The 23,344-nt window shown below is 47.0% G+C and carries 16 protein-coding genes, 1 tRNA gene and 1 pseudogene; 8 read left to right on the forward strand and 10 right to left on the reverse strand.

Annotated elements, in window-relative coordinates; translation table 11 throughout:
• The 7 genes and pseudogenes from G5195_RS09370 to G5195_RS09400 all read right to left on the reverse strand — a co-directional run.
• Positions 1 to 106, reverse strand: a pseudogene (locus tag G5195_RS09370) (IS5/IS1182 family transposase); the annotation flags it as partial.
• A 68-nt stretch (positions 107 to 174) separates the two neighbouring features.
• Complete coding sequence (locus tag G5195_RS09375) at positions 175 to 1,035, reverse strand: TIGR02285 family protein (protein WP_421236048.1); 861 nt, start codon at positions 1,033 to 1,035, stop codon at positions 175 to 177.
• A gap of 350 nt (positions 1,036 to 1,385) precedes the next feature.
• Positions 1,386 to 2,711 (reverse strand): hypothetical protein, encoded by a 1,326-nt coding sequence (locus G5195_RS09380; protein WP_421236049.1) that lies wholly within the window; start codon positions 2,709 to 2,711, stop codon positions 1,386 to 1,388.
• Between the two features lie 604 nt (positions 2,712 to 3,315).
• Positions 3,316 to 3,852 (reverse strand): hypothetical protein, encoded by a 537-nt coding sequence (locus G5195_RS09385; RefSeq protein ID WP_159158219.1) that lies wholly within the window; start codon positions 3,850 to 3,852, stop codon positions 3,316 to 3,318.
• Positions 3,842 to 4,345 (reverse strand): Mov34/MPN/PAD-1 family protein, encoded by a 504-nt coding sequence (locus tag G5195_RS09390; protein WP_376901212.1) that lies wholly within the window; start codon positions 4,343 to 4,345, stop codon positions 3,842 to 3,844. Before G5195_RS09390 ends, G5195_RS09385 begins: the two co-directional genes overlap by 11 nt.
• Positions 4,317 to 6,011: a ThiF family adenylyltransferase gene (locus tag G5195_RS09395; protein WP_421236050.1), complete on the reverse strand. Its 1,695-nt coding sequence runs from the start codon at positions 6,009 to 6,011 to the stop codon at positions 4,317 to 4,319. Before G5195_RS09395 ends, G5195_RS09390 begins: the two co-directional genes overlap by 29 nt.
• A gap of 88 nt (positions 6,012 to 6,099) precedes the next feature.
• Positions 6,100 to 7,260 (reverse strand): hypothetical protein, encoded by a 1,161-nt coding sequence (locus G5195_RS09400; RefSeq protein WP_376901214.1) that lies wholly within the window; start codon positions 7,258 to 7,260, stop codon positions 6,100 to 6,102.
• A gap of 545 nt (positions 7,261 to 7,805) precedes the next feature.
• Between G5195_RS09400 and G5195_RS09405 the strand changes: the two genes are divergently transcribed.
• Positions 7,806 to 10,667: a UvrD-helicase domain-containing protein gene (locus tag G5195_RS09405; protein WP_421236051.1), complete on the forward strand. Its 2,862-nt coding sequence runs from the start codon at positions 7,806 to 7,808 to the stop codon at positions 10,665 to 10,667.
• A gap of 33 nt (positions 10,668 to 10,700) precedes the next feature.
• Entirely contained in the window at positions 10,701 to 11,411 is a 711-nt protein-coding gene (locus G5195_RS09410) for a hypothetical protein (protein WP_421236052.1), read from the forward strand.
• A 295-nt stretch (positions 11,412 to 11,706) separates the two neighbouring features.
• Here G5195_RS09410 and gmtX read toward each other — a convergent pair whose 3' ends face one another.
• The 3 genes from gmtX to G5195_RS09425 are packed head-to-tail and all read right to left on the reverse strand — an operon-like array spanning position 11,707 to position 16,747.
• Complete coding sequence (gmtX, locus tag G5195_RS09415) at positions 11,707 to 12,381, reverse strand: gamma-mobile-trio protein GmtX (protein ID WP_236319824.1); 675 nt, start codon at positions 12,379 to 12,381, stop codon at positions 11,707 to 11,709.
• Positions 12,378 to 15,350: a VPA1269 family protein gene (locus tag G5195_RS09420; protein WP_182927755.1), complete on the reverse strand. Its 2,973-nt coding sequence runs from the start codon at positions 15,348 to 15,350 to the stop codon at positions 12,378 to 12,380. The genes gmtX and G5195_RS09420 overlap by 4 nt, the downstream gene beginning before the upstream one ends.
• Positions 15,347 to 16,747, reverse strand: coding sequence for a tyrosine-type recombinase/integrase (locus tag G5195_RS09425; RefSeq protein WP_421236053.1), 1,401 nt, complete (start codon positions 16,745 to 16,747; stop codon positions 15,347 to 15,349). The genes G5195_RS09420 and G5195_RS09425 overlap by 4 nt, the downstream gene beginning before the upstream one ends.
• Positions 16,748 to 17,117: 370 nt before the next feature.
• On the opposite strand from G5195_RS09425, the gene G5195_RS09430 reads away from it, so the two are divergent.
• From G5195_RS09430 to G5195_RS09455, 6 genes are all read left to right on the forward strand, one after another.
• A tRNA-His gene (locus tag G5195_RS09430) sits at positions 17,118 to 17,193 on the forward strand.
• A gap of 318 nt (positions 17,194 to 17,511) precedes the next feature.
• Entirely contained in the window at positions 17,512 to 18,222 is a 711-nt protein-coding gene (gene rstA / locus G5195_RS09435) for a two-component system response regulator RstA (protein WP_216977836.1), read from the forward strand.
• 21 nt (positions 18,223 to 18,243) lie between these two features.
• Entirely contained in the window at positions 18,244 to 19,569 is a 1,326-nt protein-coding gene (gene rstB / locus G5195_RS09440; RefSeq protein WP_421231570.1) for a two-component system sensor histidine kinase RstB, read from the forward strand.
• A gap of 54 nt (positions 19,570 to 19,623) precedes the next feature.
• On the forward strand, positions 19,624 to 19,806 hold the full coding sequence (locus G5195_RS09445; protein WP_042055686.1) for a hypothetical protein: 183 nt from the start codon (positions 19,624 to 19,626) through the stop codon (positions 19,804 to 19,806).
• Between the two features lie 153 nt (positions 19,807 to 19,959).
• Positions 19,960 to 22,509, forward strand: a complete 2,550-nt coding sequence (gene mprF, locus G5195_RS09450; RefSeq protein WP_421236054.1) for a bifunctional lysylphosphatidylglycerol flippase/synthetase MprF — start codon at positions 19,960 to 19,962, stop codon at positions 22,507 to 22,509.
• Between the two features lie 11 nt (positions 22,510 to 22,520).
• Positions 22,521 to 23,243 carry an AcvB/VirJ family lysyl-phosphatidylglycerol hydrolase gene (locus tag G5195_RS09455; RefSeq protein ID WP_421236055.1) on the forward strand — a complete coding sequence of 241 codons (723 nt, stop codon included), beginning with the start codon at positions 22,521 to 22,523 and terminating at the stop codon, positions 23,241 to 23,243.
• Positions 23,244 to 23,344 lie beyond the last annotated feature (101 nt).

The following is a 23,344-nucleotide window of genomic DNA, read 5'->3' on the forward strand; positions in this document are numbered from 1 at the left end:
TTTGCCATGGCAGAATCTGCTCCATGCGGGACAAGAAAATCTCTTTTCTGGTCTGACGGCGCTTACTGCTGAATTCATTGTCGGCGAAGGTGAGCTGATGACTCATGATGAACCCTTTTTCATGGCTCCAGATGACAAACATGATCTCATATCAGGGACTTGTTCGCACCTTCCCTAACGCATATCATGGTTAGGTAAGTCACGCCACATATAGCCTTCATTAATATATGCTGGATTAGATTTTAACTTTGATAGCGCTTCATTGATATCAGATATAACTCTATAACCCCACTCAGTTTTCGGTGCAGCAACATAAGTTGATATTTCTTTTGGCTGTCCAGCTATCGGAAGCACTTTGAACTTCCCTAGATAAGCCTTTTTATTTAAATCAGATACTGTTGATGAGCCATACCCAAACTTACTTTCTGTGTAATAGATAATTTCCTCTGGGTATGCGACGGTAAAACCATTTACATCTTTTAATAGCATATCCAGGACATTACCCATCGGAGCATTGAGAGAGTAGTTAACTCTCTTATTTGTTTTATCTTTAATTGCGAGGTCAAATTTACTTCCATATGAACGAGATGCTATGAAATAGCCAAGTTTATCCTTCGATTGAATCAACCGAAGCAAATCAACACCGTCTCCATCAATTATATACTGCTTATAAGTGTTAAGCTCACTGGATGGTATGATTACATGTGGTGCAGTTGATAGTGTTTTATGAAAAGTAGAAAATGTTTGATACTTCTCTCTTTCAGGTGTCTTTATCATATTTCCACAAACAACTTTCTGTCCTTGCTCCATCATATGCCGGATCCTGGCGATGTTAGCCCATATGATCACATGGTTATACTGGGGCAATTCAGCTCTGATCATAGCGTCAGTAACATCAACCACACCTCTACCTGAATAGCTACCATCCTTAATATAAAATGGAGGGATATCATATTGAACCCAATGGATTGTCTCTTTTGCAGTTACATCGACAGATATAATAAAAGAGATGAGTATTAGAAGAATCCTTTTCATGGCAATTTCACCTCTCTATTATACTGATATAAACCATAGTGCGGCGATTAGTCAGCAACACTAACATCTTCACAAGAAAATATTGGCATACGTATGCGCTTTCGTAAACCTACTAACGTAGAAATTTCTGGTTTTCTGTATCGTCAAGGATGGTGCTGAACGTTGATACGCCGAACTCTCCCGCTTGTCGCCATACACGGCAGCATGAGGCTTGATTGTTGCTGTCCCATAGAGCCCATAGAGCTTGTACGCTATGTGGCGTGCTCTTGAGATCAAGTGCTGTCAGTCAATGGTTAGATAAAAAATGGTTTTCAGGTGAGAACCACACCTACACAATCAGTATTTGAAAATCATGGAATTTTGATATATGAACTATATTTTCGCCTTAAATCATCAATATCTTTTTTTGCTTTCCTTTCTTTTTCCTCTAGTGCTTTTATCTCATTTGATTTTTCTTTCAACAACTGCTCAAACATTACTTTAGCCAGCTCTCTTGCTTTAATATCAATGATGCTTGCCAAGTCTTTTGATTTTTCTGTTAGAGCCTCTTCTCGTTCTTGCAGCGAGATGAGGCTATCATTTAAATTCTTCTGTATTAGGTCTAAGGAGGCTGAACGCCTACGTATTTCGACTTCACCAGCATCAAGCTGAGCCTCTTTAGCTTTAATTGTTCTATTTATATCATCAACCTGTGAATAAAACTCTGCCTTAAGTTCATCTAAATTAAGAAGGTCACGTAGTAAATCTTGCTTTTGATCAACTTCATCTTGTATATGATAGAGACGGTCTTTCAATTCCATTTCAAAGCTTCTGTATTGATCTTCCAATAGGATTATTTTTTCCTGTGCCTCTAAAATGGACGACTCTTTTTCTTTTAACACTCTCTCCCATCTTTTTAAAATGGCGTTAGCCTTGCCTTCTGCATGCCGAGACTGTTGAATCACTCTTTGCATATCGCTTAGTTCTGATTCGCGCGTATTTTTTATCGCTTCGAATTCTGCATTAAGTTTTTTAACCTCTGTCTGGTGCTTTGAACTCAAAGATGAATACTGATGCTGTAAAGATAATAATTGTTGTCTATTATGGGAGTAAATCATTTCGGAGAAGTTGCCTACAGGGGCTACAGACACCCATTTTTTGGGGCATTTTTTTAGATAATCTCTTATCTCTTCTTTTGATATTATCTCTCCTTTCACACGAAATCCACTCAGGTCAAGTTCAATGCAGGTTGCATTCACCCTCTTTAATTCTTTAACTTTCCCTCGATCACAAAAATGCGTAACTGCAATTTCGATGAGAACCTTCTCTCCCTCGATGAACCCAATAACATCAGGTATAACTCTGCCTTCATAAACCTCACATACCATCTCATCAAAGGCTATATTTTGATGTATTGGATTTATAGTTCCAATAGGCAGTAACAACTGCCTATCCGTTGCTAAAACCTCTTTAGCTAGGATATGTATTTCCGTTTCCGGCTTCCAGGTACAGGCATTCTGTTCGACTGAATTAGGCTCATGAGAGAAATAATGGGCTTTAACTTGCCCCTTCATTGCCCAGACAACGCCCTGACAACCTATGCATGTGCAATTGCATCCTTTGCCACTCACAACCTCTTTGACATCAACTATATGGCCGTTGTCGTCAAGGGCGCGAGTCATCAGGATTCTTGCCATCTCTATCCTACCCACAAATGGATCTATGTATAAAAGCACATCAGTTTATTCAGTTAAATTGGATGCTTTAACTACATCAGTAGTTACAACACTTTCATGAAAAATCATACACTTACATTTGATTGTTTTGAACTTCGTCAAGTTCCAATTGGATTTAGATGTATGACCACTCCCCAGGTGAGCTCATTGAGCTTTAGAGGGTGCGTAGGAGCGGACTGGTAATCAGGGAGGGGGAATGGATGCAGTACGGTGGAAGACTCTGAAATTGATACCAAAGGAAGGGCGCACGAAAGTAGCGTAAAAAAGACACCAGTTTTAGATTTGTGTAAGGTGATAACTAGATCTGTACATACGATGCACATATCATGGTGGAAATAATAAATGTTGTATATACATCATAAATACCACATATATTCTCTGGTATGCCGAACAACAGGGTTCACTGGGTCATACGCTTGGTCTTGGCCTTCGTAGGTGAGTGAGAGGTAACTGCGATAGTCAGCATCAGTTGCAATCTTCATCACTTGCCGTGTGCCGATAGAGCTTTACCCACCCTAGGTGGTGGGCGGCAAGAGGTTAAGGTCAAGCAACGTTTGGCTGAAGGTTACGAACCTTGTGTTTGTCTGCTTTCCTTAACCTTTACCGAACTGGACACCTGTCCCTCAAATTTTTTCAAAAATCCATCTACATTCAGACCTGCAAAAAATGATAGGACATAAAGTAATTTCTCTGGGTGCTCAGCTGAAGGCGAACCAACAGCCACAAGACCAGCAGAGATAATCAAATAAGTGGCGAAACCCATCAGGCCTGACGCAAATGGTCGTAATAAATACCAAACAACCCAGACCTCATCCCATTGCTTTCTGACACTATAATTCAAATACACCGCCCGCAAGCAATACAGTACGCCACCACTAACTGCTACCAGCACGCACTCGATAACTTGCTTAATCGACACAACCCAAGGAGGGGGGGCATTAGTTGTGACCATGTACCAGTACCCAATGGAAGGCATTAGTAGCAAAAGAAGATAGATGCCAACAGCGATAGCACAGAAAAAATCTCTTTTTGTGTAGGCTTTCGGTTGTATGGGCAGCTCTTTTCTGGTGTTTAGCTGCTCTTGTATAATTTCATTTTGCATTAAATCGATATTCCTTTTTACCGTCGGTTAAAGCGACATAACTTTGTTCGATCCCCGCAGTTCCAAGAATCAGCATGATGAAATAATTAAGCTGATGTTCAGATTCTAGAAAGGTACTTCGGATCGATTGGGTGTCATCCCAAGAAGGGGTTGGATTACAACAAGGGTGAGTATGCCAATCACCGAGGTAGTGTAATCCCATATTGAATCTCTCCTGTATTGTTTTGTTGGCTTCTCGTTTATTCCATGAAAAGCCAAAGCGAGACCTCTTATCAGCGCTGCTGGGGGAGGATACAGATAAGACCGTCACCACACCGGAATCGATTTCTCCAAACAGAAAACCACCAGCTTCATCTTTTTTACCAGTTTGTTTGTGCTGGTATAATTGGTTGATCGCGTTTTCCGAAAAATTCACTGATAGCCCATGTAAAGAGAGGGATGTGAACTCAATAGACGCAGCCTGACTAGATAACGCTGAGGATTCTAGAGCCATCGCCAATCTCTCCATACTTTTCTTCCCAACCTGGATTCCATGTGCCATCTACTGATTGCAGAAGCTTTCGGCTCCCTACCCATACACGATAGCAATCTTCATAAATGCCTTCACAAGCAAGCTCAGTGACAGTTTCAGCTATCATGCTATGCCCGAAGCTAAGTTCTACACCGCCGTATGGCTGGAATACGCCACCACAAAAATGTGTTTTCTTAGTGGTTTGATGGTCAAACTTGGCGCAGCTCTCTTGGAGTTTCCCTGTGTTATCAAATAGAGACCCATAGCTAAAGCTACCGGCCATATTTACATAGCAATGGGTAGCTACAGCATGTGCTTCGGTAAAACAGAAGACAACACTACATAATAGTCTGTCATTTTCTATCATTTCCTGTATGGCTTTATCTGATGCCCATTCTGCTGTTGCACTTATGACCAAATCACATTTTGTTGTAAGTGCTTCTATAGCCTTCTCGTCGTCAAACCATTTACGACACCCTGCATACAAAACATTTACCCATGGGTAGCTCTTCTGAATATAACTTTTGCAAGCTTCCGCTTTATTGGTGCCTATGTAGTTCATGCCAAGAAGGTGTCTGCCGACATTTGCAGCCTCAAGCGAGTCACCATCACATAAAACAAACTGACTGAACCCAGCTTTAATAAGTAGAGGGATAAGACTTGAACCTACAGAGCCAAGCCCGATAATACCAATAGTAGTTGCACTGGTTATTGGGAGGCATGGGTTCGAGTCTCTACCTAGAACCCATGATGCGTCTCTGCGTTCTACGTCTATTCCACGGATAGCAATTTGCGAACATCTAGCTTTTAGGTATTGTAAAGGGATACGGTTATCTCTAAAACCATTTCCAGCTTTTGCTTTGGGCAGATTTTCTTGTCCGGCATGACCTCTTGTACTAATGCCACCCACGCACCTCATCGCAGTGATAATTGCACCGTTGACTGTATTGGTTTGTACTAAGAATGCAGGATTATTGAGACTAGAACCCAAGATACATGCGATTGCATCTAACGCTTGGTTGTGATTGACACATTGGGCTTCCAGTATCGACAAAATATTACCAAGTGTCGTTGGATATTCCGATGGCCGCCAAGCTTCAGTCAGATTAATAAGGAGTGTGGTAGAACAGTGTTTGTGGCTCGGCTTGAGGCCAATGTTTTTCAGCCAAGCATTGAGCTCATCTTTGGTGTCAGCAAATATGACGCCTTTGGTGCTGTCATAAGCTACATGAACCTGTCTAGATGTAAGGATCTTGACGTTACATAAACAGGTAGCCTTCTCTTCCTTTGGTGAGGGGGTATAAGAACGAGCCCAGTAACTTAACAAACCAGTGTAGAAGTCCTCATCGAGTTCACCTGAGATTGTTTTTTCTACCAAAGAGTGACTATCGTTGATTAGGTGTTCAACATAAGCAATGTCTTGCGGGTCAAAGGAAACCTCATCCCCCCATACACAAAGCCTACCTTGCTCTTCAACATGAGGGTACTTTAAGACTTCCAGTTTGGGGTGAGTATAGATGTGCGGAACAATGAAGGGAAAAGTAGGTCTAGCCGCAACAATCAATTGAATCTCATTACCACAGTCTGGGTGCCTGATGTCAGTTTGGATACGCCAACTGGCTGCATAGGGGCTTGAGGTAATCCCCAAGCCCCGCAACTCTCCTTCAGATAGTCGCTCAGCCGAATACCTGTCAGAAAGGTACTCGCTTAGTACCTCAATTGAGGTCAGCTGAACATTAGGCATACGTACTTTTTCCGCTCTTAGAAACCGCTGCGGGGTTAGCAACCGTCGAGAAGTCACGCTTTTGTGTTTTTTTTGTTTTCTTTGGCTTGCCTTCAGTGAAAGTGATCATGAGTGAATTCGGATTGCCATCAGCATCCTCACCTTGCTCCACTACGGCCAAAAACTCGCCTCCTTTTTTGTCCTTAAGAATTTTTTCGTATTCATCCCTAGCACGTTGTGATGGAGGTGTCTTTTCACCAAATTCTTGGCTGCTACATAGAATTAATGCGCTTGGGTTTGCGAAGCTCAAGGCAGCATGGGCGGACTCATTCAGTTGAGGATCTTCGCATTGCGATTCGCTGTCATTAGAGAGTGAGCGCCAAGAGCAGTGGTGTGGAGCCAGAAGAACATCATAGGCAAGCTCATCAAGTTGACCCGTAGCCTTCAGTTTGTCATGAAGAACTTCCCAGCACTTAACTTCTGCATCGCCGCCGATGAGAACTGAGTGCGTGTGGGTGATATTGCAAGCAAGTTCGTCATTGTAGATAGTATTAGTCAAGTCAAAGCGAATGATTGCGCTGGAGTTGTTCTTTGTAAGCTCTTCTTCGTCTTCGGCAACCTCCTGTTTATCGGCAGGAGCAAGCAAGAAAGCATTAAGAGAGTTGTCATCTATACCGGACATATCACCGAACAATGTATAAAGATCGGCAACAATTGGCTGGATATCATCTGTTTTGCCATCTTCATCTGAAGAAAGGATGATAATACGATTGCCTGCATCGCCAATGTGCTTGCTATCCCGATAGAGTTGAACTCGACGCTTAGCTTCTGTATTGAATACTCGGGCATCATCACAAAGGGGGTTGTTGCCATCTGCCCCTTTTGCTGTCGCTCGGCGGAATACACGAGGTGATGACCAAATTTCGTTGATGATAATTTTGTTGGACTTATCACTCCAGCCATCTGGAACACCAGTATGGAACATGGTGTCAAATCCGGTTATGTGGTCTGCATCAGGGTGGGTAAGAACAAACACATCCACATAAAGGCGGCCATCCTCGTCAGTGTTCAGGCGCTCTCTCAGACGATCTTCTAGGTAATCGTACTCTTTACCTGCTCTTCGATAGCAGTCAATCAAAATCTTTTTGTTATTTTTAGTGGTGATTAAGGTCATGTCTCCGTTACCTACGGGGAAAACCTCTATTGACGGTGATGCCATTTGTGTGCTCCATAATGAAGATGTGTTTAGAATACATGAGCTAATTGATACACATATCAAACCACTAGTAAGAACCGAATACAACTCAACGTTGTTTATCAAAATCGAAGTCAGATCACCCTTACCCAATCAGTTGCCCCCTTTATTCACTGGCTTGAGAACAGGCATACCAAACCCTATCAACTTGTATACAACCATAACTCTAGCCAGCTGCTTTCCCGCTTGTCGCCAACTTGGCCGCATGGAGCGCTACATTGTTGCCAGTCCCATGGGACTTGTACGCTATGTCACATGCTCTTGAGGTCAAACAACACCAGGTCTTCACAAGCCCAAACCACAACTTAGATGCAGCTCCGTGTGATCGCCCTCTCATCTAGTTTTCTCTACTCATAGGTTTGTGACCAAACAACGCCTGTAATCTGTTACGATATCACTCATTTGGCACCACAACTTGTGGGCAAGTAAATAAGTCGCATGACGCATTAATTAGAGAGTTGTTAATGAATGATTCCATAGCCAAGCTCTCATTTAACTTCATTGGGAAAATCCTTGGCTCAGATACTATTGTTGTGCAGGGAGATAATTTAGTATCCTCAAAAAAAGATACTATTTTAGAAAATGACTCTGCATCCGATTTCAGGAGTTTTGCAACTTTTGAACGAAAACTCCTAGGCGGAATACTTACCTACAAAATTGGAAGTAAGACTAAGAAACACAAATTTATTAGATGCGCTGATTCAGATAGCTTCGTTGAGTCGCTAAATACTTTAATAGCAAAACACATTACAACAACAATAGAGCAGAAAGTTACTGAGTTTAATAGTCTTGCTTTTGACGAGTACCCAAGAGATTCTTGGGTGATCAATCTTGCTCAGATATGTATGTCATTGAGCCGCGACTATGAGGCCCAGAGCGAACAATGGGAAAGATATTTAAATCCTGAACTAATAGAGAAGGTAAAAAACCTAATATCATACCATCCTCTTAATATTGACTACATACGCGAGCAGCACGAAGAGTATCAACTTATAAAAAGAAAAGAGTTCTTTGATGTAGTAGAATCAAATCCATTAACTAATGAACAGCGTTTAGGCGTATTACGTTCAAATGATAGGAATATGGTACTTGCAGCAGCTGGTACTGGAAAAACATCCGTCATGGTTGCTAAGACCCTCGATTTGATAGACCGAGGATTAGCGAAGCCATCGGAGATCTTGGTTCTTGCATATAATAAGACTGCTGCGGGCGAACTAAGTGAACGCCTAGAAGATAAAGCTAAGAAGTCTAATATTGAGCTAGAATCGACTCCAGATATTGCTACTTTCCATGCGTTAGGAAGGATGATTCTACGTAATTCAAACGTTGATACCAATATATCTATTTTTACTGAGGATGACGTAAAGCTAAAATTATGGGTCACCTCATGGCTTGAAGAGTATTTATCATCAGATATCGATAGAATTTATGACTTTATAAACATGTTCCCAGAACCCGTTAACCCTTTTGATTTTAAGTCGAAATCAGAATATGAAGCGTATATCAGGGACAACGAATTTAGAACCCTCAACAGTGATCTCGTTAAGGGTTACCAGGAACTCCTTATAGCAAATTTCCTTTATGAGAATGGTGTTGAGTATAAGTATGAGTCTCCATATGTGACCAAACGGCGCATCGATATTGGTTTTGACTATCGCCCAGACTTTAAAATCATAGAACCTGAACTTTATATTGAACATTTTGGTATAGACCGTAATGGAAGAACCAGGCCGGATATAGATCGTGTTTCTTATAATCAGTCCATTAATAATAAAAGAATGCTGCATAATGAATGTGAAACTGTTTTAATTGAGACATTCCATTATGAATGGATAGAGGGTGTTTTACTGGAAAACCTCAAGAAAAAGCTGTTAGATAATGGTGTCGTTCTTAATCCATTATCTTCTGATGAACTGTTCAACAAGCTGCGTGATATGGGTCATATCACAGGCTGGGGTGAGCTTTTGACAAAAGCCCTCCAATCCATTCGAGTTGAACGCCTCACGAAAGAGTCCATACAGAGTAGGTTCGAGACTACTGGAGTGCATCATTCCAAGAAGCTCTCAGAAATCTTGGATTTGCTTCATCATGCATATATCAGTGAGCTCAGAGAACAGAATGCAATTGATTTTGATGACATGATAATCAGAGCAATTCAAGAGGTTAATGCTGGAAAATATATTCCTGAATGGCGATACATACTGGTTGATGAGTTCCAGGATATATCAACAGTTCGAATGGAGTTCATCCAGACCATCATTAAAAATGGGCCACAGCCATCACTAACTGTCGTTGGTGATGATTGGCAGTCAATTTATAGATTTAATGGTGGAAAGTTAGAGCTAACAACTCGCTTTGGTGAAATCGTTGGTAGCTATACGCTTACTAAGCTACAAAAGACCTTCCGCTATAACAATAGTATTGCTGATACTGCTGGTCAGTTCATTATGGAAAATCCTGAACAGTATAAAAAGTATATAGAAACGCATACTGTGGTTGAGGATTCACAGATTTATCTGCTTGATGACAAATCCCCAGAAAAAGGAGGTTTGAATAAAAGAGTCGCTGAGGTTGTTCAAAAGATTAGAAAAAATGATGCGACTGGAAGCATCGCCGTTATTGCTCGTTATAACTATCTTTTAAATGAGGCTAATAGTGCATTAAAACAGACGAATAATTTGCGCAATGTTAACTTCTGGAGTTTCCATAAATCTAAGGGGTTAGAGGCAGACTATGTAATTTTAATCGGCTTCTTTCAAGGAAAGATGGGATTCCCTAATGAAAATAAAGACAACCTTATAGTTGAATCCCTGCTGCCATCTCTAGACCCATATCCTCATTCTGAGGAAAGGCGTCTCCTGTATGTAGGCATTACCCGAGCAAGGAAGAAAGTCTACATTATTGCCAATCCTACAGCACCATCCGATTTTGTGACGGAGTTACTCTCGCCAAAATACAAGATAAATGTTGTTTCAAAAGCATTCAGTGAGGAATCAAAAAAAAGGTTCAAGTGCCCATACTGTACAGATGGCTATCTAAGGTTGGTCAAGGGGCCGTATAGTGATTTCTATGCTTGTAGCACAGGTTTTGGCTGTCCTGTAGGAAAGGCTAGAGTGTGTGAAAAATGCCACTCACCCTCAATCGATACAAGGAATGAGAGTGTTTGCAATAATTCGCTTTGTGGTTGCAAAATTAAAATATGCCCTGAGTGCGGACGACCAATGAAAATCCGTAATGGTCAGTATGGTGACTTTTGGGGATGTACTGGTTATGGGATTAAGGATGACCAGTGCAAGGTTACCATCAAGGTCAAGGCAGGCTTATGATAGCTAATTACGTGAGTTAAGGTAGGGGAACATATGGATACGTATTCCGAAATCATAAATGAATTCAATAGTACGTTTTCTACCAACGCTAGCCTGTGTGAAGATTTAAAAGTTGGGTGGGATCTGGGAGATTGTAGGTCTTTTGCTTTATACCAGTTAGTAGAAGACCAACGTAGCGCCCCCTTTGGTACGGTTCTATACCACCATATTGGCAGCTACAACACTGGTGAGGTATACGAAGCAGAGGGGACAGCAGGCTTCAGTCTCAGCTCACGACTCGATAGTATTGAAAAATTTTTCCCTTTGTCTTCAAACAAGGCGACTCGAAATTTAGAGATTGGATATCGGTCACCCTGGCTTGGCGGTAGTTGTGCATTTTCCTCTATTCCGTTTAAGCGGTGGTGGGTTGATTCATTTAAAACATTGTGTGCAAATGCTCCTGCCCAGGCTGAGCTGGTTAACTCATTCTTGACGCGAGAGATAGAGGTTCTTGCGAACAAAGCTAGAAAAAATAACGATAAAAGTGGCTCAGTTTACGAGAGCTTCGTAGAACGGTTTGAGTACCTATCACTTCGTGTAAATCAAGAATTTCTTGATTCAACAAACTACATTCTTCATCCTGAACTGTTTTTTAATGTAGTTTCAAATAATTTGGTTAGTTTGAATGAACAAGAGAAAAGGGAGTTAATGAACAAGGCTAGAAGAGATTGCCATTTTGATGACCCACTTAAGAAGTGGTGGTAGTCAGCGATGGCAGTTAGCAGTTCTACGCAATCATCAGACTTATGTAAGCAATGGCTGTCTCGACAGGTTGCTCGGTTGCAAAGGGGATATCGATTACTTCCTAACCAGGCGAGCTCATTGAACTTTAGAGGATTTGTAGAAGCGGACTGACCATTATGCTAGATGATCGAGGGGCCGTACCCTACAGCACATTGAATAGGCTCTAAAATTGATGCCAATGGCAGTATGCCCGAAAGTAGCCAAAACAAGACTCCGGTTTGAGGTCGGTGTCTTGTGATAACTAGAACTGTACAAGTCATTTCTGCTTATAGTCTAAATCTTGACTGTCCAGAATTGCTTCCAACGCCTCTGCTAATCCTGGATCTGAAAGTACTGTTCCTGCTGGAATCGGCCGCTTAGCTATCAGACACCCATCATTGTTGAAAGACAAACTCGGGTTAGATTGATTGAGCAGGTTTGAGATAACTTCCCGATTCAACTCACTCAATATTGTTGCTACCAAATTAGTAGTCCCTATATCCATAGATACAACTGGTAATTTCTCGATGTTTCTCAATGCGTCATTTTGAGCCTTTAGCGAGCGGACTTGGCCAATGAATATCATCATTTTATGCTGAAGAACTGGATCACTAATTTTTGCTAGATCTTGTTCATCAATTTGGATTACTCCATTATCAATTGTCTCAGTAATCTTAACCTTCTTCGCCGCCAGAACCTCTATCCAAGCATCGATTAAAATGGGATAAGGATTTTGGCCATTACGTTTGTTGTAAATTGTTCTAGTCGAGATCTTATACCCTTGTGTTCCTAATATTTTTACTACAGATGCAGCAGAAGGCGTTGAACCCTGTTTTACCAGCTTTGCACAAACCTCATGGATATTCGCAAGCATTTTCCTTTGGTCTGCTTTTCTATTTTTTGATAATTCCTGATACAAATCCTCTACTTGGCTAATTGTTACGGGTGTCATTGATCATTTTCCTTGTGCAAAATCTGACTAGATAACTGTAGTCTTGCCATTTCACGCGGCATACTAGGGGTAAAGCCAAGCTCTTCTAGGGTCACACTACCTGATTGCAATGCTACTATCTCCTCTCCTGTGGCTCTAGTTACAAGCAGTTTTGCCAGGCTATCTGCGACTCTCCGTTTTTCATCTATTGTCAGCGGTAGCATCATGAGCGGCTTATATCCGTTGTTTAGAAGGATAATATTCATCACCTCATCACGTTCTCGCTCATAGTTTTCATCACGGTCATTGATATAAATTCTGCTAGCCTGAACAACGAGATCTAGTGTTTTGAAATTGCTAGGTGACTCAGCATATTCTATATCGAAGTGGCTTTGTGAGTGCACAACAAGATCAATCCCCCCTTCAGGACTTCCATCTGGTATCTGACGAATTTTACTGATGAGATTATGAGTCGCATGAAGCGAACGGATCAGAGTATCTGTTTCATTACTAAGGCGCTCAATTATTGAGTGTAATTTGTTAATATCAGTCCTCAATTTTGCATCAGGCTTTTCTCCAGCCTTCACGGCGGTTCTCAAATTAACCTGAAGTTTATTCACATTTTCGGTGGCATCTTGAGTTGCCTTTATCTTTTTCTCTATCTCAAGTAGTAATTTGTTTCCGTGTACTATCAACTCCATTTTCCAAGGAGAACCGGTAATGAAATGACGGCAATTAATACAGTCTTTATCTGAAACCGCTCCATAAGTATTAGTTTTCCCATTTTTACGAATAACTTCTCCACCATCGTAACACCTCGTACCACCGTATGGGCAAATTCCTAGATGGGTTGCATTCCAAATACCGACAATGGCAGTACAATTTCTGCTTAATGCGATTGCAGCATCTTCACTATTGTATGCTGCATATTTTTTCACCTCATCCCACGAAGAACTCTTAATCCACCGAGCAAAGTCTTCCTGTTCCCTTAGCAGGATATTGTGACTGGCCTCATTCAGTATTTCTGTGACGTGAGCTACCGAATGTTTTATGTAATAGAGGGTCATGGTCAAGCTTTTGTGCCCAGCAACAAGCTTACTAAGCACATCAATTGGAACCCCTTGTTCTGCCAGTGAGGTTAGTCCCGCAACCCTTAATCCGTGAGGTGTAAAGAATACTAATTGGGGTTGTCCAACCTCATTCCAATTAAGAACAAGTTGGATATCCAGTCCCTCTTCATTAAGCTGTTTTTCCAGTTCAGCCATTGCCAGATTCCAATACTGAACTAGAGAACGCTCAGTTGGAGGGACCATGCTAGTTGCAGCACTTCGTTTCGAGTTTATGCCCGAACGGAAAAGATAAAAACGGTCAGGAATACTATCTGCGATAGCCTGATTGGCTGTTTGAGGAAATACAGAATCTGGAATTTCTCTGGCAGAGACAGGATTGTAACACGGATTATACTTTTCCTGCCATGCTCTTAACTCTGTTGCCAGACGGATTATTTCGGGATGCTTCCAAGGAATTTCATAACCAGAGAATTCACTAAACCCCACATCTTTGTCTGCTGTTTTATTGGAGTTTATGTAAAGAACCAGATTCTGGTCACTTTCTTCAAATGAGCGAGATTCTCTCAGTAAACCACGGTCATAAACTCTAGCTTTAGGATCGTTTTTCCAAAAATTAGCGGTACTTGATTTATTTGCAATCCATTTATTTAACTCTGGTGAGAATTGCTTAGTATCGCCCTCTCCAGAATCACACCGTAGCAACTGGATACGCCGAACTGGAATTTCTAACATCATCAGGTAGATATATGTAACTGAAGGTAACCAGAGAGGCTCACCTAGTTCGTTTGTTAAATGGTCACTATATTCACTACTTAATGTTTTTGGCCATGCATAATCTTCTCCTGAGAGCAAATCCCTTAACCTCATTCTAAGCCATAATGGCATAACCTCCTTGGTAGAAGATCCTGGCACATCCAAATCACTTTTATGCGAATTAAAAAAAGATTTAAGTGCTTGCGGACGAACTAATGGGTATGCGGCAGAAAATTTATCACCATTTTCTTCGGTGTCAGATAAATAGGTTTCGATAAACCAGTTGGAAAAGTTCGTGTTGTATCTTACAAAATCGCAGAGAGCGGCCTCACTGGAAAATAACTTTTCATGAAACTTTGCTTCCGACCATGCTATGAAATCTACGGGTGGTTGTGAGCTAAAGAACTCTTCTGGCGATGGTATTTGGGTGCCAAAATAGACATCTTCCAAGAAGATACGAAATCGATGAAATGCAGTATGATAAGTTTTTAGCGTAAAGTTACGAGTTGATTCTATATAGTGGTTCCAACGCTCAACCCATGAAACAAGATGCTCAGGCGGCTTAGCCAGAAGATCCTCGCCTTTGTTGACTTTATCTGAGCGTTTTACGTGAATCGCCTTAGAGAAGTTATACCCTTCTACCATTAAAGTTAGTAGTTGAGCTACCCCCTTTAAACCTGCTTTATCATGAATGCTTAGATCATTAATATACCGGTCCCCGTCGGCGGTTCTTATAGGAGCTAAAAACTCCTCCCAGTCCTCCATAGTGACGTCATTAAGGTATTCCCTTTCCATCAGAAAAAGAAGTTCACTCGCAGCAGTGATAATATTATTGACGAGAGTGGCTCTTGCTTGCTCACTTTTTGGGCTATTAGCAACCCCATGAGAGGCTATATCCTTTTCAAGCCTATCTACTATTGACTTTGGGACAAGTAGCCTTCTTAAATTTTTGGGCATGTACGACTGCCCATATCTAGCGTAAAAAAATTCAGACGTTACCATCCATTTACACGTTTTGTAGTTTTTTATCAAACGCTCAAACGCATTTTCAACCTCTCTTGAAACCTTGGATGCAGCAAAAGGAGAAATGATCATCACAGATAGGGTTATTTCATCATTTTGTTCAATTGCGTTGCCATTTCTTACACTGATACCGCGCAATTTCATTTGACCATTCCTATATTGTTTAGTTGTGAGCTAAGTGTGTAACTGGCCAAGATCTTCTGAACCTTATCTGGTGGTAGTTTTTTGTATGCTTCTTGAGCATCAATGGTTCGATGGTGCATTACATCCTTAATTATCTGGGGCTCAACTCCAGCTTCGGCCATTACATGTCCAACGTGGTGCCGTAACGCATGCGGATTGAGTCCATAATCTCGACCACGCGGCAACTTCCGCCCAAGTTTTTTCTCCAACCGCCCTAGAGCCCTCTCAAAAGATTTATCGAATGCAGCCATTGAGTAAGGAGCACCTCGATAGCTGATGCCTGCCCCACGATCTTCACCATTAGATACAAATAAAAATGGATGTTCTGTTCCGTGATTAGCCTTGTAACTCTTCATTAGTGAAGGACGATAGCGGTTCATGTAGAGCAAATACATTTCCCAAAACAGGAACGAGTACGACTCATGTATGAAATAAACAGGCGCTGACAGCGTTTTTTTATCTACGGCCAGAGATTTCCAAGTAGCATGGTGACTTCTGCTAGCACCACTCCGATTTCTAGGTAACATTTTCCTCTGAGCTAGGTACTGCTCTCTGGTTTGTTTGTTGCCTCTAAAACCTGTTTGTGAGCCTGAGGGATGAAATAAGGTTACTGCGCACCCTCTAGCAGGTTCAGGCACGACATCATTAAACCAGAGATGAAATGGTTCCCCTTTTCTAAGCCCACCGCCTGCAAGCAATATAGTGATCATTTTGGCCGTTATGTCCTCTCGTTCAAATGGATCAGTTGCATGAGGATCACGAATAAAGCCATGTGTTATTAGCTGAGGAATTAGCTCTGAAGGGAAGTTGTTGACAGTTCGAATGTTACCTATCGACTCTCGTGGATCATTACCCAATTCCATACCAAAAAACTTCCTCGCCTTATCCAACCCTTCCGCCAGCATGTTGACGTCCTTGGTGTGATATAGCATGGATTTACTGGCTATTATTTTACTAGCCGTCAGCAGCCTCCTTAGGCTAGGTGGGACTTCTTCTAAATACCGAAGGAAAACCGGATCCTCTTTCCTGCTGGTTTCATCTTTCCAAGCGATAAACCTAGTTATGCTAGAGCACATCTTTTTTTGCACAGAAACCGAACCAGGGGCCCAATAAAGACCTGTCTTGTCTTGATAGGTCTCGGGATCAATAGTGCCATGGCAAAGGGACAGCGAGAACCGCCGGAAAAGCTCTTGTCTTGATAGACCTAAATCGGCGACAGCAACGGAGAAATCATATAGCAGGCCCAGCGCTCTAGACGTTTGTCTGGCCCACGACAAGCTAGTATTTGGGCGAGCTTTGAAGTACTCAACAAGAGGCCAGAAAACAGACAGCCCGTTTGGAGTAATCAAGTATAACATTGGTAGCTTCATGGTTGAGACATCAGCCAACTTCTGGATGATCACAACATGAGACCTACCTATTGGAGAATTCTCACCCAACCTCAAAGCAACACTCCTTTAACATGACGTTCCATGTGTTAACTTAATGGTAAGATCTAATAGGGGGTTGGTCAAATCAATAAGCTATAAAATTTTGTTGATTTATGCGACTTATCAGCCTATCATCCGCACCATAAAGCGCTTAGTAGTAACTTGTGGTAACCTAAGTAAAGGGGTTAGAAGAGCAACGGCCTTCTAAGCCGTGGGTCGCAGGTTCGAATCCTGCAGGGCGCGCCATTGATGCTCTCCTTTTCTTCTGGATTGGCGAGTGTTGATGAAGATTTTAGTGGTGGCTGTAGCTCAGTTGGTAGAGTCCCGGATTGTGATTCCGGTTGTCGTGGGTTCGAGCCCCATCAGCCACCCCATTATTCTGTCGATAATCGCCGCAAGGTGATGTCCATCGACTTGGTGCAGTGACCTTCTGGTCTACACCACAAAAAAACCGGCCTTGGCCGGTTTTTTTGTTTTTACGCCCGACAGCGCCTTGCCTTGTCTACAAGGCCATCATCCTCCAGATCGATAAACGCGGCTCTGCCCATTTGTCACGATTCGCGCCTCCCCATCGATACACACAGCCACACTCCCCCACGCACCAGCCTGCCCGGTTCTTTTTCTGTATTTCCCAAGCGCCATTGATATGCTGATCGCTCTTCTTCTCTCCTGCTTCCCGTTGGAGCTTTTCTATGCAACGCATTCTTTTTGTCGAAGATGATCCCGAGATTGGCCAGCTCATCAGCAGTTGGCTCGGCCGCCACGATATGGAAGTGATCCTCGAGCCCAGAGGGGACATGGCGCTGGCCCGGATCGAGGCCGAACAGCCCGATCTGGTGCTGCTCGATATCATGTTGCCGGGGCAAGATGGCATGTCCCTCTGTCGGGATCTGCGGCCGCGCTTCGACGGCCCCATCGTAATGCTCACCTCGCTGGATAGCGACATGAACCAGATCCTGAGTCTGGAGCTGGGCGCCAACGACTACATCCTTAAAACCACCCCGCCCCCCGTGCTACTGGCCAGACTGAGGGTGCAGTTTCGCCAGCACCAGCAAGCATCAACCCAACCGGCAGCCACCAGCAGCGTTCCCCAGCAGCTGCAATTTGGTCGGCTGCGGGTGGATGGCCCGGGGCGAGATGTGCGCCTCGATGGCGAGAGCATTGCTCTCTCGACCGCCGATTTTGATCTGTTGTGGGAACTCGCTTGTCACGCCGGCCAGATCCTGGGGCGGGAAGCTCTCTTTCGCAGCTTGCGCGGCCGGGAGTACGACGGTCAGGATCGCAGCATGGATGTGGCCATCTCCCGCCTGCGCCGCAAACTGGGTGATAACCCTGACAACCCGACCCGGATCAAGACGGTGCGCCAGAAAGGCTACCTCTTCGTCCCCCACGCCTGGGAATAACCCTCTTTCGGGAGCACCGCCATGCGCCGTCTCTTTATCCAGTTCTATCTGTTGCTGATCGGCTGCTTCACCTTGGCCATCCTGCTGGTGGGAGTGGTCTATCAGGTGACCGCCGAACGGGCGGGTGATCGCTATCTCGAACGCATGATGCAGGGCTCTCTTGGCCTGTTGACCGGCGAGTTGGCAAGAACCCCGCCAGAGCGCTGGTCCGATCGACTGGCCGAGCAGAGCAGTCAGTTTACCCTCCCCCTCAAGATCGGCGAGCTGGTGCGCCAGCCGCTGGCCAGCGAGGATCAGGCCTTTCTGGCTGCCGGCAACATTGTCATCGTCGAGGAGGATGACACCTTCCTGCAGCGCATCCCCGATACCGACCGGGTGCTGATTGTCGGCCCTGTACCCTACCTCTCCTACCTGCATGAGCTGCACTGGGTCGATGTGGGGCTGCTGCTGGTGATCGGCCTCTCTCTCGGCCTGCCCATCCTTCTGTGGCTGCGTCCCCACTGGCGCGGCTTGCAACAGTTGGAGCAAACCGCACGTCGCGTGGGCGATGGGGATCTCTCCTGCCGAACCAATCTGCCACCGGGCAGCAGTCTGGCCCGGGTGGGACGCACCTTCGATCAAATGGCGACCCAATTGCAGGCCATGATTGCCAGCCGCAAGCAACTGACCGATGCCATCGCCCACGAGTTGCGCACCCCGCTGGTCCGGTTGCGCTATCGGCTTGCCATGCTCGCTCCAGCCCCTGCCGAGCAGGAGCAGCAGGCGCTGGAGCGAGATCTGGGCGCGCTGGACGCCCTGATCGAAGAGATGCTCACCTACGCCAGGCTGGATAGACCCGAGTTGCCGTTGCAGCGCGACGAGCTTGAACTCAGCCACTGGGCACAAGCGCATCTTGGCGACTGGCAGGCGCTGGCACCCGAGAAGAGGCTCACCCTCGATCTGCCGCCACGCCACATGCCCTGGTGCGGCGATCAGCGTCTGCTGACGCGCGCGGTGGAGAACCTCATCAGCAACGCCCTGCGCTACGCCGAGAGCGAGGTTACCCTCTCCATCTCGCGGCTGCAGGAGAACTATCTGCTGGAGGTGAGCGACAATGGGCCGGGGATCGATCCGGCGCTGGCGCCCCAGATCTTCGAGCCGTTCGTACGCCTTGATCAGAGCCGGGATCGTCGCACCGGCGGCACCGGGTTGGGGCTGGCCATCGTGCGCAGCATTGCCCGTCATCACGGGGGGGATGTGGCGTTGCTGGCCAGTGACCACGGCGCCCGCTTCTGCCTCACCCTGCCTGTACATTTGGATACAAACCGTCACCAACCGCTCACTGAAGGGCCACTGCAACCGTCATAGGATGACTGTCATGGAGAACGCTCCATAACATCAACCCGAATAAGGAAATTGAACATGAAAAAGATCATTCCCCTGACCCTGGCTGCCGTCTTCGCCCTCACCTCCGGTTTCACCATGGCGGCCACCCCGACCAAGACAGCCGCGCCGCAGGCGACCCAGACCAAGGTGGTGAAAAAACACCATAAAGCCACCCACGCCAAGACCCCTGCCGTCAAAGTCGCACCGAAAACCAAGTGATCCAACCGGTCACTGGATAGCACAGAGGGAGGCTGACGCCTCCCTTTCCATCTCTTCCCGAAATTTTCCTGACGAGCACCTCCCTCGTCCAAACCGGATCCACGACCCGGCTCCCCCTTTGCGGGAAACGGTCAATGACCACAGGAACATGGCATGTGGCGTCATCTGCTTAAATGGCTCGGCCCCTTGTGCAGCTTGCTGCTGCTCGGCACCGCTCTGATCGTGCTGTATCACCTGACTCAGGCATGGCACTGGCACGATATTCGTGTGGCCATCTGGTCCCAACCCCTGCCGCGACTGACGGGCGCCCTGTTGCTGACCCTGCTCAGTTATGGTTGCCTCTGCAGCTATGACATGTTGGCGCTCCATGCGCTGGGCAAGCGCCTTCCCTGGCAACAGGTCAGCATCACCTCCTTTATCGCCTACACCTTCTCCAACACCCTGGGATTTGCCCTGCTGACCGGTACCTCGGTACGCTATCGCCTCTACTCCGCACTGGGGCTCGCCACCGGGGAAGTGGCCCGCGTGGTGCTGTTCTGCTCCATCACCTTCTTCCTCGGCCTGCTGGCGTGGGGAGGTGGCGCCCTACTGACCTGCGATGTATCACAGTTGCTGCCTGACTGGCCGCAATGGGCAGATACCCTGCTCAAGCTGGCGGGCATGATGGCTCTGCTGTTGGTGGCCTGCTACCTCTGCTGGCCCACACACCGTCTCTCCTGGCGCGAACACAGCCTGATCCTGCCCGGCTTCAAGGTTCGTCTGTTGCAGCTGTTGGTCGCGCTGGCCGACTGGATGGCCGCCGCCGCCGTGTTGTTTGTGCTGTTGCCTGCAGATAGCGTCCCCTACCCTGTGCTGCTCAGTGCCTTCGTGCTGGCCAGCTTCCTCGGGGTACTGGCCCACGTGCCGGGCGGGATCGGCGTGTTCGAAGCGAGCATGAGCCTGTTGCTGGCTAACTACCTGCCAACCGACAAGCTGCTCGCCTCGCTGCTGCTCTATCGCTGCATCTATTACCTGCTTCCCTTTCTCTGTGCTCTGCTGCTCTTTGCGAGTCAGGAGATGCTGCAACAAAAAGCGCGCTGGCAGCGGCTACAGGGGCTGATGAGCACAGTACGCGAATTTCTGCCCGCCCTTATCAGCATGGGAACCTTCGCCGCCGGTAGCCTGCTGCTCTGCTCGGGGATGATCCCGACCATGCGCAGCCACATTGAAGTGTGGCTGCAGGTGTTGCCGCTCCATCTGCTTGAGCTCTCCCACGTGCTCGGCAGCGTGAGCGGTATCCTCCTGATCCTGCTGGCTCGCAGCCTCTATCGCCGTCACGACGCCGCGTTTCGCATCACCCAGCTGCTGCTGGCTCTGGGTATCGCCTTCTCCCTGCTCAAGGGGGGAGACTGGGAGTCAGCCCTGCTGCTTGGCAGCTTCCTGCTCATCATGACCCCTTGCCGTTCCCTCTTCTATCGCAAGGGGTCACTGCTCTATCCCCAGTACACCCCGGGCTGGCTCATCTCGGTCGGCGCCGTGCTGCTGGGGGCGCTGTGGCTGCTGCTCTTCTCCTACCGTCAGGTGGAGTATGACCACGCCCTCTGGTTCCACTTCTCGCCCCACGGCGGGGCTGCCCGCGGCCTGCGCGCCATGGGGAGCGTGGTGGCCGTGCTGGCCGTGGCCGGGGTTGCCCAGCTGCTTGCGCCGCTACGCGTGGTCGGTGAAAAGCCGGACAAGGAGACGCTTACGCGCGTCCACGAGCTGGTGGTGCGCGAAGGGGGGATCCACGGCTATCTGGCCCAGCTACAGGACAAGTCACTGCTGTTCCACCCCGCCGGTGACGCCTTCCTGATGTATGCCATCGAGGGCAACAGCTGGATTGTGATGGGGGATCCGGTCGGTCGCCCCGATCAGATCGAAGAGCTGCTCTGGCAATTTCGCGAGCGGTGCGACGAGCACGACGCCAACCCGGTCTTTTATCAGGTCTCGGCCCGCTATCTTCCGCTCTATCTGGAGCTGGGGCTGATCCCCTTCAAGCTCGGTGAAGAGGCAATGGTCGATCTGGCCACCTTCGATCTGGCGGGCAGCCGCCTGCGCGGCCTGCGCCAGAGCCACGCCAAAGGCAAACGGGAAGGGTTGACCTTCGAGGTGGTCGAGGCCAGTGCCGTGGCCCCACTGCTGCCCAGATTGCAGACCGTCTCCGATACCTGGCTGCTGAGCAAGATGGGCAAGGAGAAGGGCTTCTCGGTCGGCCGCTTCGAGCCTGACTACCTGACCTTGAGCCCGGCTGCGCTGGTGTGGCACGAGGGGCAGATCGTCGGCTTTGCCAACCTCTGGGTGAGCGACAACAAGGAGATGCTCTCCATCGATCTGATGCGCTACAGCCTGGATACCGGCACCGCCCCCATCATGGATTTTCTCTTTGTCGAGCTGCTGCTGTGGGGTAAGGCGCAGGGGTACGCCAGCTTCAATCTGGGGATGGCCCCCATGTCCGGCTTCAACGATCATCCGCTCAACAGCTACTGGGCCCGCCTTGGCAATACCCTGTTCGTCCGTGGCAGCCGTTTTTACAACTTTCAGGGGCTCAGACGCTACAAGGAGAAATTTTCGCCCCGCTGGGAACCCCGCTACCTGCTCTGCAGCAGCAAGCTGGTACTGCCCAGAACCCTGACTCACCTGATCACCCTGATTAGCCGCGGCCCGCTGGGGCTGATCAAGAAATAGGAGCATGACCAATGAGAGCCCTGATATTGCTGTTACTCAGTCTCGTACTGCCCGTTTCAACTTTTGCGGCGCACGCCGTCCCGGTCAAGGATGACCTGAGCCTGATTGAGCTGCCGGTCAAGCAGCCATCCGACACCCCCATGGTGATCTTTCTCAGCGGCGATGGTGGCTGGGCGGCCCTCGACAAGGGGCTGAGCGCCCAGTTTCAGCTGAACGGCATGCCGGTCGTGGGCTGGAGCTCCCTCACCTACTACTGGAAGAAGAAAACCCCGGAGCAAGTGACCGCCGATCTGGAGCGGATCCTCGATGATTACCAGACTCGCTGGCAGCGCCCCCGCTGGCTGCTGGTCGGCTTCTCGTTTGGTGCCGAGATTGTCCCCTTCGTCATCAACCGGTTGCCGGAGCACTATCGTCAGGGGCTGGTCGGGGCCGTGATGCTCTCCCCCTCCACCAGCTCGGATTTCGAGATCCACGTCAGCGACATGCTGACCCACAAGGCGCGGAGCTATCCGACCGAACCGCAGGTGAAGACCATCCGCGATCTACCGATGCTCTGCCTGCAAGGAGCCGATGACGATGACGGCGACCGCCTCTGCCCCCGTCTCAACCAACCTAACGTCATCAGCGTCACCCTGCCGGGAGGACACCATTTTGACAATAACTACCCCCAGCTCTATCAGGCCATCACCAAGCATCTGAACCTGCCCCCGGATCCGCAGCCTGTGGAGCATTAATCCGTATCACCACTGGATGCCTTTTAAGTACCGAGCAGGGCAAATCAGCGAGCAATGAAAAGGGCCTCTCTTGCGAGAGGCCCTTTTACTGAATTGGGCGG

The sequence above is a fragment of the Aeromonas sp. 601039 genome (assembly GCF_049174415.1).
GTDB classification, from domain to species: domain Bacteria; phylum Pseudomonadota; class Gammaproteobacteria; order Enterobacterales; family Aeromonadaceae; genus Aeromonas; species Aeromonas veronii_A.